Source organism: Bacillus sp. SD088 (assembly GCF_017355205.1).
Taxonomy (GTDB): Bacteria; Bacillota; Bacilli; order Bacillales; family Bacillaceae_C; genus Lederbergia.
Genome location: NZ_JADIJK010000023.1, coordinates 19,639 through 38,695, shown reverse-complemented (window position 1 = coordinate 38,695; position 19,057 = coordinate 19,639). Strand labels below are relative to the sequence as shown.

The window sequence follows — 19,057 nt, the reverse complement described above, 5'->3', positions numbered from 1 at the left end:
GCGATAAACGTTGTTATAGCAGTGTTTTGGCGTCACCCGCAAACTTGGAGTGGGAGTAGTAGAAGGAGAGCTGAAACCCCTTTATTCATAAGGGTTTCGGCTCTTTACTCTATTTTCATTGCATTGTTATTGCATTATTTGTTTTTAATCCTTTACGTAGGTAACGAGCAGTGAATTGATTTTTAGGTGAAGTATCTTCATTTTGTGTTGCTGTTTGGTAAGACATAATACCTTCTAATTTATGGGCTACTTCAAAGTTGCTGTTAGGATATAAATGTCCGTAGGTGCCGAGTGTCGTTTCAATATCTTCATGTCCTAAGCGGTCTTTAATGATTAATGGGTTTTCGCCCATACTAATAAGCAATGAAGCATGAGAGTGTCTTAAAGCATGTAATCTAATTCGATGAACCCCAGCTTTTTTTGAAAAACGTGTAATGGCATTCGCTAACGTATGCTTTTGTGTGGGGATACCATTATAGCTCATCACAAAATTGGTTTGAACGACAGATTGCTGCACGTCCTTCCATTCGTGGAGTAACGTTAATGTATCTCCATCTAATGCAATATGACGAACACTAGCCTTTGTTTTTGGTTCTACAAAAGAATAGTTATCCAAATTCTTATAGTAAAGTGTTTTATCGATAGATAACACACCAGCATCAAAATCAATATCTTCCCATTGAATTGCAGTGGCTTCTCCAATCCGCATACCTGTCATAAATAAAAACCATAACGAGATAAATAAAAAATGTTGATAGTAGTCTTCCTTATAAAAAAGAGAGATGACTTTTTCGAATTCTTCTTTTGTCCAAAAATCTATTTTTGTCTTTGTCTTTTTCACATTTCCAACAATTTTCGATGGATTACTTTCAGCTAATCCTAAAACAACAGCTCGATCCATTTGCCATGGAAAACAATCCCTGTACATTCCTAATATAAGAAGAAGCATACTTGTTTTTAGATAACGTTAATTGCCAGTTTTGCACATGGAGTGGGGCAATCTCAGTCACCAAGAAGTCATAAAAATAAGGAAAATGTTTTCTGACAGTTGGTAATCGATTATCGTATGTTCTTCCTTTTACTTGGGTTTTATACCATGGTAGAAAAATATCCTCAACATACTGCTGAAATGGAATGGCGTTTTTCTTTTCTTCTAGATCTTCGGATTTTGATAATAGTAATTTGGAATATTCTTCCCTTGCTTCTTTTTTGGTCTTAAAACCACTACGGTACTTCTGGATTTGCTTACCAGTGATGGGGTGATAGCCTAAATTTGCCCTAAAATAATAAGTTCCGTTCTTTGTCTTTTTGATGATATCTTTAGTCATGATTTCACTCCTTACGCAATTAGTGCAAGAAGTACAAATCACACGTCTAAAGTTATCCCTAATACTTCCTCTACAGCTTCTTTAGGAACACGATCCAACTTTTTAGATTGATAATACGTGTGGCCCTTTGAAATCATTAGTTTTTTGCATTTTCTAATGATATCAGCTGAATAAGAAGGACCATAACCTAGTGCTATCAAGTCTTTTTTAGTGACTGTGATCATATAAACTCCTTTCCATAGACTAGGATATGCTATTTGATATCTGTCTATTATTATATCGCGTCTATAAAACTAATTCTAATACGTTGCGTAAATTTGGCTCTTGCACTAAAAGAAAAAGTCCTACTGCCATAACTTGTTAGTTTTCTAATCAAACAAAACTAAAATATAAAAATCAGACGGCTGTTGGTACAGCTCCACGGGAATTTCACCCCTGCAAGTATTTCTTCCAGCCCTACTCATGGTTTGCGACGCTTCAAACGCTCGAACCATGACGATAGGGGAGTATCATTATCCTAACTGATGGGTTATCGCCAGCAATCCACCACGATTGCATTAGACTCATAGATTATCGCTCGTTTCTAAGGAAAGTCATGGCGTATGAATTAAGTGGCTCATCATCAGCAGAACGTATCTGATTTTTTATCGTATACTGCACGGCGTTATCTTCCGTGATTTCTTTGTCAAAGAATAAACTTATGATTATTGAAAGGTAAAACCTAACCATTCTGTATTCAAATTTTGAAAGCTAAAACAGATTGCATAAGCTTCGCTCGTAAGCGTTTGCGCGTATCTTCATCGATGCCCCAATAAGTGTTTCCTTGTTCATCACGGAGCTTACGCATAGATAGGCTTGTCATATAGCTTCCATAATGTAGAACAACTACTTTCATTGCTTCTGGCTCACCCTTATTTGCAGCTAAAATAATTGGATACGGCAATAAGCCACGCTCATTGTTTTCAGTATTTAAATTAATCATCCCAGTCATTTGCATGTTCCTCCAAAAACCGTTTTAACCGTTCAAAAGAGCTTGTCTGCTGCGTGGAATATCGAGTAGTTCAGCTATTTCTGCATCTGATTTGTCAAAAAAGTAGTATAATAGGACGCTCTTACGCTTTTCTTTTGGCAAAGTACGCATCGCTTCTGCAAGTAATTTAGGAGTAATTTTCTTTCCAGCCACTTGAAAACTCTGTATTTCTTCTCCATCATAGGTACTTATCTAAGGTGTAAAGCTGATTTTTTTCTTGTGGCGTTAAATCCGAAAACGTCATCTCCTTAGATTGTTGTTGCCGTCTATCGTTGTAGCTATTGATTGCCTCATTCTTTATTACTCGTTTACAAAAAGCATTAAATGCGCAACGAACTTGCCACTCAGTACGATCTGGTTCTATCATGCATTTCCTCTCCCTTAGCAACTGCAAAGGTGGGTGATGATTTCCCCTTTCATAACCTTCAACAAGATTTTTTAGGAAATGCCAAAAATATTTATTGGATACAAAAAACCCAACTGAACATAAGCCAGTTGGGCAAAAAGTATATATTTGTTATTAATTATAATCCCATAGAACCCCAAATCTTTTTCATCTAATGCCAAATACCAATTGCTGTTCACAGCGTCTGGTGTGCCCTCATGGAAGATTTGAACGATATAACACAAAGTGGCAAGGATAATAGCTTTAAGTCCAAGTAGTTAGTAAGCGCTCTGCGAAGTGTTTCCATGTAACGGTATTTACTTAAACTGTTTTAGATGATTATCCTTCGTAACACTGACCATCTTACTACGAATACCTCAGCCATCCAAAAAGCGGTTTGAAAATTCGGGCACTGTCGTGTAGTCCAACTTAATTTTATCACTTTGCCTAGCTTTGACAACTTGTGCTGTACCTTACTCTATAAGTTTTGTGCTTCCAAGGTTATAACTCTCTACGGGACGTAATTGTTTATCTAACGAATATACTAGCGGAATACCTGTTGGTACATTCAAATCAACAACCTCCGTCGAACTGAGGTTGTCCAGAATTTTGATTAATGCCCGCAAGCTATTGCCGTGTGCAACAATAATTACACTTTTTCCTGCTTTGATCTGTGGTGCAATTTCCTTATCCCAATAATCTTTGACCCGAAAAGCTGTTTCCTTGAGACTTTCAGTTAATGGAATATGTTCGTCATCAATGTCACGATATCTAACATCATATCTTGGATAACGTTCATCGTCCTTTGTCAAGGCGGGAGGCAATACCTCATAACTTCTACGCCATAATTTAACCTGTTCTTCGCCATAATGTATAGCAGTAGTTACTTTATTTAAACCCTGAAGCGCACCATAATGACGTTCATTAAGCTGCCAGGATTTGTATACAGGTATCCACAGCAAATTCATTTCCTCGAGCACATAATCTAGTGTTTTTATAGCTCGCTTCAAGTATGAGGTGTAGGCTACATCAAATATGAATTGTTTTTCCTTAAGTAGTCTGCCGGCATAATGAGATTCCTGAACTCCTTTATCCGATAAGTCTACGTCCATCCAACCTGTAAATAAATTCTTTTTGTTCCAATTACTTTCTCCATGTCTAATCAAAACCAACTTATACATGTATTACTCTTCTCCTTTCCGATGAATTTCTTCTACTAGTTATCTGGCTAAGCCACTTTATCAAACATTTATAAACTATTATTTCGTTTTAGAGATTACGAAGTCTTAGAAAACTGCATAAGAGTTATTGTGAGCATATATGAAGTTCGTATATCATCGTTAGAAGGCCAGATACATGATTTTAAGCGGAAAATGCTTAGGTAAAGAAATTTAAATGTCCAAAAGTATGCCCTTGACAAGAGCCTAGGTAATGCATAGACTTTAGTATAATGATTGTTTAATCAAATGAATGTTATATCAAAGGAGTGGCGACGATAAAAAACAAGGAAAAGCTTCACGATCATGATCAAAATTTAAGCTATGTTTTAAAGCGAATGCCTGATGTCCAATTTTTTTTGGATGGAGCTGCTATTTTCCAACAGCTATCTGACGGCTCGCGTCTTCAAATCCTTTGGTTACTTTGTCATTGCGAAGAGTGTGGACACAATATTTCAGCTGCTCTGGATATGAGCCCTGCATCCGTTTCTCATCACTTGAAATCGTTAAAGTTACATGGATTAATCAAAAGCAAACGAGTTGGGAAAGAAGTTTACTATTCACTTGCTGACAGCGAAAAAGCTCGTCTGGTTCATCAAATGGTAGATGATTTTTTTAAAATGAGTTGTCCCTTGAAAGGACTTTAGATTAATCGATAAAGGGGGGCGGGAATATTACTTACTGAGCTTCCCGGTAACACTCCCATTTTACTATGCCATTGCCCCTTGCCGATTTCCTTCCTCTTGTTTTTGAGATACTTGTATCGGCGTGTTAAATTTTTTAACGTTGAGTGCCCTTATTGCGTTAAGAATTGCTATGACGGATACTCCAACATCAGCGAATACAGCTCCCCACATCGTTGCCATCCCCATTGCTCCTAAAATCAGGACAAATCCTTTGATCCCTAAAGCAAAAACAATGTTTTGTTTGGCGATACGGAGTGTTTTTTTGCTTATCTTCATCACTGTGGCGATTTTGGATGGCTCATCGGTCATAATTACGACATCCGCAGCTTCAATTGCTGCATCTGAACCCAGGCCACCCATAGCGATACCGATATCTGCGCGTGCAAGAACGGGGGCGTCATTGATACCATCACCGACAAAGGCCAGTTTGCCTTTTGCCTTTTTCTGCTTCATTAACTCTTCCACATGTTCAACCTTATCCGCAGGCAATAGCTCTGTATATGCTTTATCTAGTCTAAGCGTAGTAGCAACCTTTTTCCCCACTTCATTGGCATCGCCAGTTAGCATGACGGTCTGCTTGATTCCTGCCGATTTGAGAGCTGTAATAGCGTGGGGAGCGTCCTGTTTAATTTCGTCCTCAACAAGGATATATCCCATGTACTCATTGTCAACGGCTAGATGGACTACAGTCCCAACAAGTTTCTTATCATTGTAGAATATATGTTCACGTTTCATGAGTTTGGCGTTTCCCGCCAACACGACGTTTCCATCAATTACAGATTTCACACCATGACCGGCGATTTCTTCGATATCCTTAATACGGGAGGAATCAATCGCTCTTCCAAATGCCTTCTTGATACTCTGCGCGATGGGATGGTTGGAATAATCCTCTACATATGCTGCCAATTCCAACAACTCCTGACTGGTCATTTTGTCGGAATATATTTCACTGACAGCGAAGTTCCCCTTTGTTAGCGTACCGGTTTTATCAAACACGACCATCTCTGTGTTGGCTAAAGCCTCGAGATAGTTGCTTCCCTTCACTAAAACGCCAGATTTGGATGCTCCGCCGATTCCGCCAAAAAAGCTGAGCGGCACGGATATAACCAAAGCACAGGGACAAGAAATGACAAGAAAGATTAGGGCTCTTTCAATCCACATATCGAATGGCTGACCTGTGACAAGTGGTGGAATGATAGCCAAAATAACTGCCGCTAAAACAATGAATGGGGTATAGTATCGGGCAAATTTCGTAATGAAATTTTCACTTTTGCTCTTTTTGTCGGAAGAAGTTTCAACTAATTCAAGTATTTTGGCTACTGTAGACTGGCCGTATTCTTTGTTTACTTGAATGGTCAATCTACCGGTTTGGTTGATACAACCGCTAATCACATCTTCTCCTGTCTGTACTTCCCGTGGAACGGACTCTCCTGTTAGAGCTGAGGTGTCTATTGCGGAGAAACCCTCCGTTACAACCCCATCCAGAGGGACTCGCTCTCCAGGTTTCACTACAATGATCTCATTCATTTGCACCTCTTCCGGGTCAACCCGTATCAATTCCCCATTTCTTAGCACATTGGCATAGTCAGGGCGAATATCCATCAGTTCGGATATTGACTTACGGGATTTTGAAACGGCATAGGATTGGAACAGCTCGCCCACTTGAAAAAACAACATAACAGCAATACCTTCAGGATATTCGCCAAGGCAGAAGGCACCAATCGTGGCTACTGACATGAGGAAGTTCTCGTCGAAAACCTGTCCTCGAGTAATATTCCTCGCTGCTTTCCAGAGGATGTCTCCTCCAACGATAAGATATGGGACAAGATACATCAGGAATTCAGCAATGCCATCTAACTTTAAAAACAGTGCTGCTACAAAACCAACAGATGCAATAAGGATACGCAGCAACCGTTTTTTTTCTTTCTTTGACATGTTCGTATCCTCCTCATATTTGAGTCAGCAACGGCTGTAACATTAAAACCGCTACTGACTCAAATAGTGTAATTTGAATATGGATAATTTCTCCTATTCGTTATGAACCGAATCGACGTTGAAATGTGTAAATCAGCTTAAGCCTCTATCGACACATCCGAATCAATTTTCTTTATAACCTTCTTAGCTTGTTTAAGAACGGCATCGAATTTATCATCCGGAGCCTCAAGAATCATTCTTTGACCCATAAAATTTACCTTCACATCGGTAACATCATCCAGCTTGCGAATGCCATGTTCGATCTTTGCCGCACAACTGCCACAATCTACATCTTGCAGTTTATAGGTTTTTTTCATAAAACAATTGCTCCTTTCAATTATTTTTTATACAATCAAATTATAAGACAATCAAATGATTGTTTGATTGTATTTGAATACAAGTATAATGACTCTATTTTTCATTTTCAACAAAATTCGGAAGGTGAGACCGATTGGACTAAAATTTTGGCCGATTGGAATAAATTTTATTAATACAGACAGGGACCGTTGATTTATTCGATTAGTACTAAAAGTCTATGTGTTTGTTTTTTTGAAGTAGTGTATATTTACATTATCATTTAGCGGAAAAATATTAGTTCCGAGGAAGGAATGAATAATATGGAGGGATCTTTTTTTTCACATATCAATACAGACATGAATTTAGTACAAAATAATCACCATGTTGTTTATCAGCTGAATCCAGATAAGGGGCAAGGTACTGCATCTGTCTATTCTGTAATACCCGGTGTTGAGGTAATCATCTTTAACTTTCAGGCAAGCCACTATATGCCAACAATTCACCCAAACCTAAACATTTTGGAATTAAATCACTGTCATGAAGGACGGGCTGAATGTAAAATGAAGGATGGATGTCTGCAATATATAGGAGAAGGTGATTTGTTCATGAATACAATGAACAACCACAGTAATTGTATTGAATTTCCATTAGAGTACTATAAAGGTATAAACATTACGATTGACTTGGATAAGTTTACAGGTCAACTATCGGAATATCTACCTGATATTCCAATTGATGTTCCAGATCTTGTTAACCGCTTTTTTTTAAACGATGAATGCTTTTTTATACAGGCGAAAGAGGACATTCAAAATATCTTTAGTGGTATGTATTCAATCCCTCTTGAGGCTAGAAATACTTATTACCGGCTGAAGGTTCTGGAAATTTTAATTTACCTTTATTATTTTGATACTGCTAAAGAGCAGCAGAATAAATTTTATGTCCGGCAAGAAGTTGACATTATCAAACAGATTAAAAAAATGATGACGGAACAATTTGAACAGAGATTTACGATTGATGAACTAGCAAGACAATATTGCATCAGCCCTACTGCATTAAAGGCTACTTTTAAAGGCGTATACGGCGTTTCTATCGGGGTGTATATGAAAGAGTATCGTATCAGGAAAGCGGCTTGTATGTTACTTAAGACTCAAGAAAGTATTGGAGATATCGCTTCGGCAGTGGGATATAAAAGTCAGAGTAAATTCGGAGCAGCTTTTAAAGAGATGTATAAAATTAGTCCTCTCGAATACCGAAGTAAATATGACATAAAATAAAATACCGAATTTTCTGAACATAAAAATTCATGCAAGAATCCCATAGGCGTTAGCCTGCTTGTCGGTTTACAGGTGGTAGTCTCAATCCTTGTGAATACTGAATACTTGAACTAAAAAGTCGCGGTTATCATTTAACCTATGCATACCATCGGACTATCGCCCTTCTAGAATTAAATATCGCTCTAAAACTATTATCGGTTAAAACTGGTGTGTTTTCACATAAATGTTAGTGACTAAAATCACTGTTCAGGTTAAAGACCTGTTCAAAGACCTTAATCTAATGCTTATTCTAATTGCGGCAAAGCATATTTTTAAACCCAGAGTCTTTTGTTCTCAATTGCATTGAATACGTTGGCAATATAGATGTTTTTATTTCTACATTGCCAGGCTAATCTTGGCATAAAAATTTCCCCTTGCCCGCAAAGCTGACCTGATTTCTTTTCCTTCACGGCTCGACATTCATCTTAGTACAATCTTAATGACCTTCTAACTAGGTAGATATCGTTTTACTTTAAGGACATATCCGGCGAAGTTGACACCAAAAAAGAATGTGATTCTCCCTACATTTCCCTATGGGATATGCCCGGACGGTCCGTTTTTGACTAGATGTAAAGTTGTAAATCCATTATCTTTCGTCCCCTTTCAGAATGTTGTCTTTTTGATCAATCATTGTTTGAAAAAATTTTAGCAAAGCCTGTAGCTCTGAATCGGAAAATGAGTCAAATGCACGAATAAATCTACGCTCTAGCATTTCATGCATCATCGCATGCACCTCAAACATCTGTCTGCCTTCTGACGAAAGGGAAAAATATACTTCTTTTTTGTTATCGTTCATTTGGCTTCGTTTAATGTAGCCTTCCTTAATTAGGTAGGTGGTGATTTTTGAAATACTCGCCTTGGACAAATTCATTTTCTCAGCAATAGATGTGTTGTTTATTGGCTCATTGTTGCCGATGCAATTAATGACGTGAATACTTGTTATATTATTCGGCCATGAGGTAATTCCTTGCAACCGTGCGAGATGTACGAACTCATCAATCTCGTTAGCGAAAATTTGTTCAAATAAATGCGTAAAATGGAGAAAGCGCTCGTATAGCAATCGCTTAAGCCCCTCAGATGGATCCATTATACTTATCATCCCCTTCTTTATAATACTATCTTCTACTATAACCAACTTAAAATCAAAGTTGAATGCAATTTGGAGAAGGACGGTGAGTAGAACAGGACATTTTAAATAATAGGTTCTGTCTTACTCCGAGCCAACCTTATCTTGAACAATTGTTCTAGTTTTTCTCCTTAGACGTAATCCCTCCGTAAATTTTGTTTACCAGTAAACTAACATACCATATTCATTATAGACAATCAATTCCGGAATATTACAGTGGGATTCCCATTTGCTCAGTTGTTTTTCTGGCTATGCTCACACTTTAATATGATCCCAGGAAATTGACAAACCCCACTTATCTATTATATTGTTTACATGTTAATAAAAAATAAAGGGAGGTAAGGAGAATTTGTTTGATTTACAATAAAATATTTAGTTTACTTGTTAACAATATTAAGTAATCCAAGGGACATGGCTAAATCTCAAGACTTTAAATTGACCTGAAAAACGAACGGAGGGTTTACATTGAACAAAATAGGGGAGATATAATGATTCATAAAAAGTATATACTTTTAATTCCTTCGTGGTTGTTTCTGCCCCCTTGAAGTTTGTATTTCAGGAACAGAGGCTTATTTTTAAAAGAATAATTTAAATACGAGGGATTAAAATGACAAGAAAACAAAAGTTATTACTTTATTCCATGTGCTATATGGTGTTGTTTAATGCAATGAATGTAACAATGATGAATGTCGCAATTCCGGAATTTAGAAAAGTATTTGTTTTAACACCTTCTGAAGTAAGTTGGATTACAGTCATTTTTAGCTTGTTCAACGGCATTGCAGCTGTGGCAATTGGAAAATTATCTGATAAGTATCCGATTCGTCGATTGTTTGTTATTGGAATGGCTATTTTTATGGCAGGCTCCTTGATTGGATTCATAAGTCCAAACTATTCATTCATTATCGTTGCCCGAATCCTTCAAGGAATTGGAGGAGGAACTCTTCCGACGTTAAGCTTAGTAGCTGCTGCACGGTATTTTCCAGAAAATCAACGGGGTTATGCGCTTGGCATGGTGTTCGCCATGGTGTCACTTGGTAGTGCAATTGGTCCGATAATGGGTGGGCTTTTAACGGATTCTTTCGGATGGAGCAGTTTATTTTTAATATCGTTTTTCAGTTTAATTACTCTTCCTTTCTATCTTAAATATGCACCGAAGGAGGAAGTGAAGACTGGCAGTCGTTTTGATAAGGTGGGAGCCATTTTATTTATGCTGGCCATCACATCCCTATTGATGGGAATTAATGTAACAGCTTGGCTACTTATCCTTACAGTCGTTTCTTTTGTTCTTTTTGTATGGCAAGCTCAACGTGCAAACGAACCGTTTATTAAAATTGACATATTAAAAAATGTCTCGTTTAGTCTAGTTCTTTTCATGGGTTTATTAAACGCCATTGCTTACATGGCAACGATTTTCATTCTTCCTTTAATGCTTTCAAAAGTGAATGAATTGTCAACGAGTTTGATTGGTCTTGTTTTATTTCCAGGAGGGATGATGACGATCATTTTAGGATCGCAAATTGGAGCAATCATTGCCAAACGAGGAAATCGGTTTATGAATCAATTTAGTTTTACCATTATGACCATTGCTTTTCTGGCTCTTTCTACGATCGTCGGAGCCTCTCCCATTTGGATTTCTGTGTTGCTGGTTGTTGTTTGCATAGCCTTTACTGCGAACCAATCAGCCCTTACCAATCGCATATCGGAAATTTTGCCGCCTAATGAGACCGGTACTGGCACAGGATTATTTACCTTTATGATTTTTTTAGGCGCTGCAATTGGTTCTGCATTGTTTAGTCGTTTTCTTGAACTTAACAGTGGACAATGGAATATATTAAATGGACATGCTGATTCTTCCTATAGCAATGCTTTTATTCTTGCGGCCATGACGGTTGTATTAGCGTTGGTTGTGCTTGCTTTGGAGAAGTCACTGACCAAAAGGCAGAAAATACGAGTAGATGATGAATATCTTAAATAAGTTTGGAACTTAATTATGAACTATTCTTTACTTTGTTCCAATGGCGTTAGAGGAAGGGGCGTATCATGTCAGTTGTGCCTACTCATACAACGTATGTTTTTGACATGAATCACCCAGCGCGGTCATTTACCTATTTTAGGTCACATTTTAGCGCCTACTCCAAACTTAAGTCGTTAAATATACAGGGATGCCCTTGGTGCTAAAGGTCGAGATATTTCCCTGTTTTGACAAGGACATTATTTTGATGGGCATGCAAAACGAATTTACAAGGCAACATTTATTGGGGGAATTGTATTTGATTATTTCTAAGACGATAAGAGAACGTAGATCGATTCGGAAATTCAATGGAACTCCGGTAGAAAAAGACCTAGTCATTTCTTTGCTGCATAAGGCTGCTAGCTTGTACGTAGCTGAGGAAACGCCAAAGTGGCGTTGTATTTACTACGGCACGTATGAGTCACGTCAAAAGCTGGCCGAGAGCATGACAGTTAAATTAAAGGAAGGCAAACTTGGCAAACTTGGTCTCAACAAAATGGTGGATTTTTTAACGAAAAAGGTAGCAGATACCCCTGCTCACTTGATCTTTATTGCAGAATCTGCCGTTACTCAGCGACAGAGTGATGAGAATTATGCTGCGGTTTGTAGCATCATGCAAAATTTCCAACTGTTAGGCTGGGAACATGGTTTAGGGATGCTGTGGTACACGGAGCAAATTATTCAAAGCAAATCATTTTTTAAGGAAATTGGTTTGAGAGAAGGGGAAAGGTTTGCCGGAATTTTAAACATAGGATACTTTGAAAAAACACCAAGAACCCGAAAAAGAAGAACACCTGCGGAACAGAAATGGACCGTCATAGGTGGAGAAGATAGGTTGTATTCAGATAATTATCGAGTCACTTCACAAAGCGTTCTTGAATTGCTGAATGATGCCGTCTGGGCACCGAACGATGGATTACGAGAACCGTGGCGTTTTATTTATGTAACAGGCAATGAGGCGTCTGGCATACTTCGAACTTCATCTAGAGATACTACGTTCCTATTAATTGTAGCTAAAGAAGAAGCCGATCTCCACAAGCAAGAAGAGGATTACGCAGCGATATGTTGTTTGGTCCAGAACTTTCTATTATTGGTCAATTCCAAACCATGGCACGCGCGCCGCATGATTCCGGAATGGATTTATAATCAGGAACAGAGAAAGCTATTTGGGGTTCGACCGCAGGAACGTATTGTCGCGGTGCTGGAGCTCGGAGAAGACGATCAACACTGGAATTCTGTATCCACTCCCTCCATGGTAAACATTACACATCTTTGATCAAGCAATTGAATGTTTGCATTTCGTTTAGAACCAGAAAATCTAGTATAAGGAATTATATCGGCATTCATTGCACTTTCGTTACCAGGTGGGCGTTTTGAAAAGTGTGGGGGTTCTCGCATCTCTTTATTGAGAATGATTATCATTATTGAATCTTTTGGTTTATGACATGATGGCAATGGCAGAAGGGTGTATACACTGCAAAAATGAATAGCAGATAATTATATAAGGAGATGATAAAATGTTTGACCTATTATTTCAATCACATGCAGGTTTGTGGCGCATTACCATTTTGCTTTTTTTCCTAGCATTTATTTTATTAAAAATAGGAAAACCTAAGGGCAAAAAAATAACGCAAATGATATTGCGCTTATTATATGTGATTATGATCGTTTCCGGGCTGGGAATGTTAATCGTACTCAAATTCCCATCGTTATACGTTGTCAAAGGTATTTTAGCACTGTGGCTCATCTGGACAATGGAATTGATTCTCTCCAAATCGGTGGTAAGGAAGGAGAGTGGTCCTTCTACAAAAGGTTACTGGATTCAGTTTCTTATCGTTTTAATACTCGTTATATTAATTGCAGCCAAAATCATTCGTTTTTAGTTTATGATTTTTTTGGTGAATTCCAAAACGTTGGATTATGCGTGATTATGATTTATTCCCTTGATCATCTTGGATAAAAGATACGACTACACCAGTAATGATAATCTTATATGGATTCCTCGCTAGGTGAGGCTCCTATGTGGAGACATGCTACTGCCCAGAAATGTCGAAAGACTCCAATGGGTCAACAGGAACCATCGACTTAAGGTGGTTTTTAATGTAGCTGGATGCATATCCTATGCCACATAGTGCTAAAGCTCTGCGAAGGGGGTTTATTCACTATATTTTCAAATGCTGAACATCCTTCTTTGTAGAGGGGTGTTTTTTATGTATTTGGAGACTGTTGTGCTAAGTATATTTTGATTTGATAAGTCTTTAAGGATTTTCCCCCCTTAGGGTGTTTGAAAGGAGGTGATGGGGATGGCTAATCCCTCGGAAAGTAAATTGTGCATAAAAACGGAAAATAAGATCCCCTCACCTATGGGAGATCATCTTTAAGGAGGTACTTAACATGAGTCTTACGATTTATGAACATGAAACAACAGGAACGTTAATGGAACAAGGGTATGTTGCTTTGCAAGAATCTTTAACAGTTGAGCAAGCAATACGTTATTTGCGAGAGCAGGCACAAGACAAAGAAAATATCCACTACGTCTATATGATTGCTCAAAAGCAACAATTAACCGGTGTATTATCCGTACGGGAATTACTTGCGGCAGCTAATACAGAAATACTTGCAAAGATTATGAAAAGAAAGATTGTTTATTTTCCAACCGACTTAGACCAGGAGGATGCAGCAAAGGTATTTCGGGATAAGGATCTTGTTTCCATTCCTGTTGTCAATAAAAGTAAACAATTAATTGGGATTATCCAAGTAGAAGATATTATCGATGTTATTCATCAAGAGGCAGATGAAGATATCGGGAAGCTTACGGCATCTGGAAAGGAAATTAATTTTCATACAAAACCAATGGTGGCAGCTGGAAAAAGACTTCCTTGGCTTATTTTATTATTATTTATCGGGCTAATTTCTGGAGGAATTATGGAAAGCTTTGAAGAGACTTTAGAAACAGTTGTCGCTCTTGCCTTTTTCATGCCGATGATTGCTGGAATGACTGGAAATACAGGAACACAATCGCTTGCAGTCGTTGTTCGTGGTCTTGTATCAGAACAACTTGATCTGAAAAAGACTTCTAAGCTTTTATGGAGAGAATTATTAGTAGGGATTATTATTGGAATAACTTGTGCGATCATCATTACGGTAATTGCCTATGTATGGAGAGGAAGTTTGATGCTGGGGTTTATTGTCGGTTTCTCCCTTTTGTCAACTTTGATTATCGGAACCCTTGCTGGGACGATAATTCCGCTTATATTGTATAAGTGTAAAGCAGATCCTGCCGTTGCATCGGGACCACTGATTACAACGATTAATGATATCCTGTCCCTGCTTATTTACTTTGGCATTGCCACCATGTTTATTTCTAAAATCATGTAAAAATACAATATAATTAAATTAACAGCTTATGTTTTAATTGAAGGTTAGTTTCTTTAAACTTCTGAACTAAGACCGTAGGGTAGTTATCATATTGATAAGTTATCATCGGCAAATAAATATTTCAGTCCTTTTCCATATTTTAAAAATATAGTCCCTATTATATTAACAACCTTATGAAATAATAACACCATTTCATAAGGTTGTACATAAGTGAGTATATATTGGAAAGGGTGGCTATCCCTCCATGTGGATTAGACATTTCATTGGTACTGTGCCACCACTTTCACTGATATTAAGACAAGTTATACAGTAAATAATATCATTATTGCTTTCCTTGCCAACGCTTCACAGGGAGTAAGCCCTCCACGTTATCAGCTTACAATGTTGAATTATATCTATTATGGAATGAACTAAGGTGCTTCCTGTAAGCCTGTTAGCCTTCATACTCCTGTAACGTATCATGGATTTTTATATTAGTTATTCTTACTCACCCACAGCTAACCTCACAATTTGGTGATATACACATTTCTATGTATTGCAGGTATAGACCCGTACATTCAGAAGTTCATCAGCTTACCCTTTTTCTTTTAGGAGTTTTCGCATCCTCACCATATTCATTCAACTCAAGCATCATGAACTACACCACTCCATCGAGTAGGCTTTCGGCAGCCGAACTGCTGCGGTAATTTCTCACGCCTTTTCACCGAGCTTATAACACTATCATTCTTACTAAATCCAGTGCTATTCGGCTAAGAGAGAACCCTTCAGGGCGTTACCCCCTCATTTGATTCTTCGATATAATCCTTCAGTTCCGACAGGAACTGTCTAGCCTTTACTAGAGAAATGTGACCATCCTCAATTTAAGCTAGAAACCATTTCGCACAACTAACCTCCCCTTTTGTTTAAGTGGAAATTATCACAATTTCTTCACTCCATAACGATTTTCTTTAAATGTGTTACTCAAGAAAATGGCCCGATTGTGGAATATAATGACTCGCATTATTAACGCTCCCTTTAGTTGAATAAGTCACCCTAGTCTAGTTTAAAAAGAGATTTTAACAAGTTTATAAGGAGTTTTGAGTCATTCTGCAAGGTATTAAGGACTTTTGTGTCAATTTTTTGGACAATGTCTTAATTTTGGAGACATTCCTTTTTTTTAACAAGAAATATTTATTTCCTTCTTCAACAAAAGCCCCCCTTTGTTGAAGAATAACATTTATTCTGATTTACCAAAGTAGTCAAAAACAAATTGTTTAAATTGTCGTGTTGCAGGTGATAAATATCTTCCTTGAACTTCAGCAAGACCAATAGTCCTACGAGATTGGGGCGAATCGATACTTAATTGAGATATTTTACTTTGGTCTATCCCCTTCATATTCGGTAAAATAGATATTCCCAAACCTGCAGCAACAAGACCTACTACAGTATCTGCTTCGTCTCCTTCAAATGTGATTTTAGGGGAAATCCCCATATCTTCAAACAGTCTCTCAATAGTTGTACGAAGGGAATACCCCTTTTTTAAAAGAATAAATGGTTCATCTGCAATTTCTTCTAATGTAATGCTTTTAAAGTTTGCAAATTTGTGTTCTTTAGGAACAGTAACAAAGAGTCTTTCACTCCATAGTTCTTTCCATTGAATAGGAGATTTAATGTTCGCAGGAGCAACTAAACAGAGATCGTACCCTCCTAACTGTAATTGTTCAAGAAGAATCGGAGATGATCCTTGTCCGAGTTTAAAAGTAATTTTTGGATAGTGAGTACGAAAAGATGCAATTAGTTCGGGTATAACATTTGTACTCAAAGTATGTAAAAAACCAATCGATACTTGTCCCTGATCAGGCTCAAGTAAATCGTAAATTTCTTGTTTGCCTTCACTGAATTCTTTTAATATACGATCTACACGTTTAAGAAATATATGTCCATATTCATTTAATCTAATTGAACGTCCTTGCCGTTCGAATAATGGAACACCTATTTCATCTTCAAATCGAGCAATAGAACGGCTAAGAGCAGACTGGGTAATGGATAGTTCTTCCGCCGAACGCGTAACGTGTTGGATGCGTGCCAGGGTTTTAAAATAATGAAACTGTTGCCACTCCATTCATAATAACCCCTTTCTTAAGCTTGTTATTCATTACATATATTCATTAAAACCATCATTATAATGAATTATACATCACATATTATCGATGTTAATATAGATTGTGAGAATTATTAAAGTTTCAGTTATTTTATGGCCCCATTGCTGAGAAGTTCGAAATCTTACCAAAAAAAACACGGATATATAACGTAAATATGGTTTCAAGTGGTTTACTAAAAACAACTGACGCAATTGCTGTCACAACACAAGAGGTTTTGATATTTACTCCAATTCCACCCCAAAACTACTCCGGAAGGTAGTCGCGAAAGTGATTACTTTTTGGCGTCAGAAAGTGGAGATGCGATAAAAGGTTAAAAATTTCTGTTGATGACGGATTGACGATAAATTAGCCATTATTTCATAATGCCAATGCTCATTTTCTTAATTTTAAAAGACATGAATGTGTTAAATTTGGAGGTTCTTTTATGAAAAAAGCTGTAAACAAGAACTTATTTTTCTTACTTTCTGTTACTTGTGGTGCTGTCGTGGCAAATATTTATTATATCCAACCGATTGCCAATCACGCAGCAAAGACATTTAGCATTGGGATTAGCTCGGTCGGAGTGTTATCTATGCTTACTCAATTAGGTTATGCGCTTGGTTTATTATTCTTGGTACCACTTGGGGATTTGATAAACAGGAAGAAACTTATTATTAGAATGTCTTTACTTTCGACATTATCTTTGCTTATGGCTTTTCTTTCACCAAATTTTTTACTTTTTGCCATTTCATCATTTTTAATCGGACTACTTTCTATCGTCCCTCAAATAATCATTCCTTACGGAGCCAGTTTAGTTTATAAAGAAAATCGGGGAAGAGTAACTGGCCAACTATTAAGTGGATTGCTAACTGGTATTTTGTTATCACGATCAGTTTCAGGATTCGTAGCAAGTTATGCTAATTGGAAGATGATTTATTTATTAGGATTCATTGTTATATTAATTTTATCTATGATCTTGTATTTTAATTTACCAAAAGAAGATCATAATATTAGTTCGGGGCTATCATATTTTTCATCGTTAAAAAGTATTCCATTTTTAATTAAAAGTCAAAAAATATTGCAAGAATCAGTTATAAGTGGTTTCTTTATGTTTGGTACCTTTTCTATTTTTTGGTCTACATTGATTTTCTATATAAGTAGTTCGTCCTACAATTGGGGAAGTAAAGAAGCGGGGATCTTAGCCCTTATTGGACTGTCAGGGGCTATGTGTTCACCATTTGCAGGGAGGCTGGCTGATAAGATTTCTGAAAAAAATATAGTTTTTATTGGGTATGCAATGCAATCTGTCAGCTTCTTTATCTTAATGCTTTTAGGTTCTAATATTGTCGCATTAGTAATTTCCATCGTATTACTGGATGTCGGGAATCAGTTTGGCCAAGTATCCAATCAAACGCGAGTTCAAAAACTTAGAACTGAGTATGCAAGTAGAAACAATACTGTTTTTATGTTTTCTTACTTTATAGGAGGCGCACTGGGGTCTCTGTTAGGAACAACTTTATGGGGGCAGTTCGGTTGGATTGGTGTTACAATCCTCGGACTTGTTTTTCAGGCTTATGGACTTACTTTCCATTTCGTATACGGTAAAAAGAAAAAATGTATTAAGCTTGCTTAACAGGTGCTATGAAAAAATCAAAAATGATTATTTACAATTCGAAGCAGTCTGTGGATAATGACATTATCAATTTTAAAGGAGAGGTTGAGCATAATGTTAAGGATGGAACAATATGAGTGGTAATTAATATCACTTTTTATGCTCAGTTTCAAAACGGCCTTTTTAGGGGTACAGCCGAGATACGTATATTAACTATACTAAATAAAACCATAGACCTTATAGTTCTTTAACTCACATTTCGCACGTGGAAAGTCTTAATTTCTAATTTTTTGAAGGGTTACGCCACTTTGATATGGAACTTTATAGTAAATATCGAAGTGGAGGGACATTTTATGCCTGATCAGGTTCTAACCTTGGATGTGGGGTCGTCACGGTTTGACCACTTGGAAAACCAAAAGGCAAAAGGGCTGGCAGCGAAAGTCCAAAAACAACATGACGAATTTACCAAAGCGCTGTCGAAGTAGTTCAGCAACACCGTATTTCATTGCCAAGAAGATGCGTTGGAAGCAATGAAGGCTTTCGAGAAAAAACATAAGACAAGCCTGCATGAGTATCAACT

General features: G+C 37.4%; 13 protein-coding genes, 3 pseudogenes and 1 riboswitch. Of the genes and pseudogenes, 8 read left to right on the top strand and 8 right to left on the bottom strand.

The genetic code is table 11. The features are described from left to right. Positions 1-115: 115 nt before the first annotated feature. From IPU53_RS18300 to gpmA, 5 genes and pseudogenes are all read right to left on the bottom strand, one after another. Positions 116-1,328 (bottom strand): annotated as a pseudogene (locus IPU53_RS18300) (tyrosine-type recombinase/integrase). Positions 1,329-1,366: 38 nt separating this feature from the next. Next, a complete protein-coding gene (locus tag IPU53_RS18295; protein WP_207452455.1) occupies positions 1,367-1,552 on the bottom strand; it encodes a DUF3173 domain-containing protein in 186 nt (61 codons plus the stop codon). 512 nt (positions 1,553-2,064) lie between these two features. Further along, the gene (locus IPU53_RS18290; protein ID WP_207452454.1) at positions 2,065-2,319 is read right to left on the bottom strand and encodes a helix-turn-helix domain-containing protein; all 255 of its coding nucleotides are present in this window, start codon (positions 2,317-2,319) and stop codon (positions 2,065-2,067) included. A gap of 24 nt (positions 2,320-2,343) precedes the next feature. Continuing rightward, entirely contained in the window at positions 2,344-2,511 is a 168-nt protein-coding gene (locus tag IPU53_RS25735) for an RNA polymerase sigma factor (RefSeq protein WP_441297449.1), read from the bottom strand. A gap of 705 nt (positions 2,512-3,216) precedes the next feature. Then, complete coding sequence (gene gpmA / locus IPU53_RS18280; protein ID WP_207452453.1) at positions 3,217-3,924, bottom strand: 2,3-diphosphoglycerate-dependent phosphoglycerate mutase; 708 nt, start codon at positions 3,922-3,924, stop codon at positions 3,217-3,219. A 374-nt stretch (positions 3,925-4,298) separates the two neighbouring features. On the opposite strand from gpmA, the gene IPU53_RS18275 reads away from it, so the two are divergent. Then, positions 4,299-4,607 (top strand): ArsR/SmtB family transcription factor, encoded by a 309-nt coding sequence (locus tag IPU53_RS18275; RefSeq protein WP_207452452.1) that lies wholly within the window; start codon positions 4,299-4,301, stop codon positions 4,605-4,607. Between the two features lie 63 nt (positions 4,608-4,670). On the opposite strand, the pseudogene IPU53_RS18270 reads toward IPU53_RS18275, so the two are convergent. Next, positions 4,671-6,937, bottom strand: a pseudogene (locus IPU53_RS18270) (heavy metal translocating P-type ATPase). 300 nt (positions 6,938-7,237) lie between these two features. Here IPU53_RS18270 and IPU53_RS18260 point away from each other — a divergent pair. Continuing rightward, the gene (locus IPU53_RS18260) at positions 7,238-8,191 is read left to right on the top strand and encodes a helix-turn-helix domain-containing protein (RefSeq protein ID WP_207452449.1); all 954 of its coding nucleotides are present in this window, start codon (positions 7,238-7,240) and stop codon (positions 8,189-8,191) included. Between the two features lie 625 nt (positions 8,192-8,816). On the opposite strand, the gene IPU53_RS18255 is transcribed toward IPU53_RS18260, so the two are convergent. Beyond that, positions 8,817-9,317 carry a MarR family transcriptional regulator gene (locus IPU53_RS18255; RefSeq protein WP_207452448.1) on the bottom strand — a complete coding sequence of 167 codons (501 nt, stop codon included), beginning with the start codon at positions 9,315-9,317 and terminating at the stop codon, positions 8,817-8,819. Between the two features lie 646 nt (positions 9,318-9,963). On the opposite strand from IPU53_RS18255, the gene IPU53_RS18250 reads away from it, so the two are divergent. The 4 genes and pseudogenes from IPU53_RS18250 to mgtE form a co-directional block, all read left to right on the top strand. Continuing rightward, positions 9,964-11,331, top strand: a complete 1,368-nt coding sequence (locus tag IPU53_RS18250; protein WP_207452447.1) for an MFS transporter — start codon at positions 9,964-9,966, stop codon at positions 11,329-11,331. Between the two features lie 244 nt (positions 11,332-11,575). Further along, positions 11,576-12,643, top strand: coding sequence for a nitroreductase family protein (locus tag IPU53_RS18245; protein WP_242698408.1), 1,068 nt, complete (start codon positions 11,576-11,578; stop codon positions 12,641-12,643). A 241-nt stretch (positions 12,644-12,884) separates the two neighbouring features. Beyond that, positions 12,885-13,250, top strand: coding sequence for a DUF1516 family protein (locus IPU53_RS18240; protein ID WP_207452446.1), 366 nt, complete (start codon positions 12,885-12,887; stop codon positions 13,248-13,250). A gap of 111 nt (positions 13,251-13,361) precedes the next feature. Continuing rightward, a riboswitch (M-box (ykoK) riboswitch) is annotated at positions 13,362-13,527 on the top strand. Between the two features lie 249 nt (positions 13,528-13,776). After that, positions 13,777-14,745 (top strand): annotated as a pseudogene (mgtE, locus tag IPU53_RS18235) (magnesium transporter); the annotation flags it as partial. 1,216 nt (positions 14,746-15,961) lie between these two features. Here the strand turns inward: mgtE and IPU53_RS18230 are convergent. Then, a complete protein-coding gene (locus IPU53_RS18230; RefSeq protein ID WP_207452444.1) occupies positions 15,962-16,846 on the bottom strand; it encodes a LysR family transcriptional regulator in 885 nt (294 codons plus the stop codon). Between the two features lie 464 nt (positions 16,847-17,310). Between IPU53_RS18230 and IPU53_RS18225 the strand changes: the two genes are divergently transcribed. Together IPU53_RS18225 and IPU53_RS25320 are read left to right on the top strand one after the other, a co-directional pair. Continuing rightward, positions 17,311-18,498 (top strand): MFS transporter, encoded by a 1,188-nt coding sequence (locus IPU53_RS18225; RefSeq protein ID WP_207452443.1) that lies wholly within the window; start codon positions 17,311-17,313, stop codon positions 18,496-18,498. Positions 18,499-18,830: 332 nt separating this feature from the next. After that, positions 18,831-18,962 (top strand): hypothetical protein, encoded by a 132-nt coding sequence (locus IPU53_RS25320; RefSeq protein ID WP_278253310.1) that lies wholly within the window; start codon positions 18,831-18,833, stop codon positions 18,960-18,962. The last annotated feature ends 95 nt before the right edge of the window (positions 18,963-19,057 follow it).

Excerpts from the sequence above, each read along its gene's own strand:
- IPU53_RS18295 (WP_207452455.1), bottom strand. The coding sequence starts at position 1,552 with ATGATCACAGTCACTAAAAAAGACTTGATAGCACTAGGTTATGGTCCT.
- IPU53_RS18290 (WP_207452454.1), bottom strand. The coding sequence starts at position 2,319 with ATGACTGGGATGATTAATTTAAATACTGAAAACAATGAGCGTGGCTTA.
- gpmA (WP_207452453.1), bottom strand. The coding sequence starts at position 3,924 with ATGTATAAGTTGGTTTTGATTAGACATGGAGAAAGTAATTGGAACAAA.
- IPU53_RS18275 (WP_207452452.1), top strand. The coding sequence starts at position 4,299 with ATGCCTGATGTCCAATTTTTTTTGGATGGAGCTGCTATTTTCCAACAG.
- IPU53_RS18260 (WP_207452449.1), top strand. The coding sequence starts at position 7,238 with ATGGAGGGATCTTTTTTTTCACATATCAATACAGACATGAATTTAGTA.
- IPU53_RS18255 (WP_207452448.1), bottom strand. The coding sequence starts at position 9,317 with ATGGATCCATCTGAGGGGCTTAAGCGATTGCTATACGAGCGCTTTCTC.
- IPU53_RS18250 (WP_207452447.1), top strand. The coding sequence starts at position 9,964 with ATGACAAGAAAACAAAAGTTATTACTTTATTCCATGTGCTATATGGTG.
- IPU53_RS18245 (WP_242698408.1), top strand. The coding sequence starts at position 11,576 with ATGGGCATGCAAAACGAATTTACAAGGCAACATTTATTGGGGGAATTG.
- IPU53_RS18240 (WP_207452446.1), top strand. The coding sequence starts at position 12,885 with ATGTTTGACCTATTATTTCAATCACATGCAGGTTTGTGGCGCATTACC.
- IPU53_RS18230 (WP_207452444.1), bottom strand. The coding sequence starts at position 16,846 with ATGGAGTGGCAACAGTTTCATTATTTTAAAACCCTGGCACGCATCCAA.
- IPU53_RS18225 (WP_207452443.1), top strand. The coding sequence starts at position 17,311 with ATGAAAAAAGCTGTAAACAAGAACTTATTTTTCTTACTTTCTGTTACT.
- IPU53_RS25320 (WP_278253310.1), top strand. The coding sequence starts at position 18,831 with ATGCCTGATCAGGTTCTAACCTTGGATGTGGGGTCGTCACGGTTTGAC.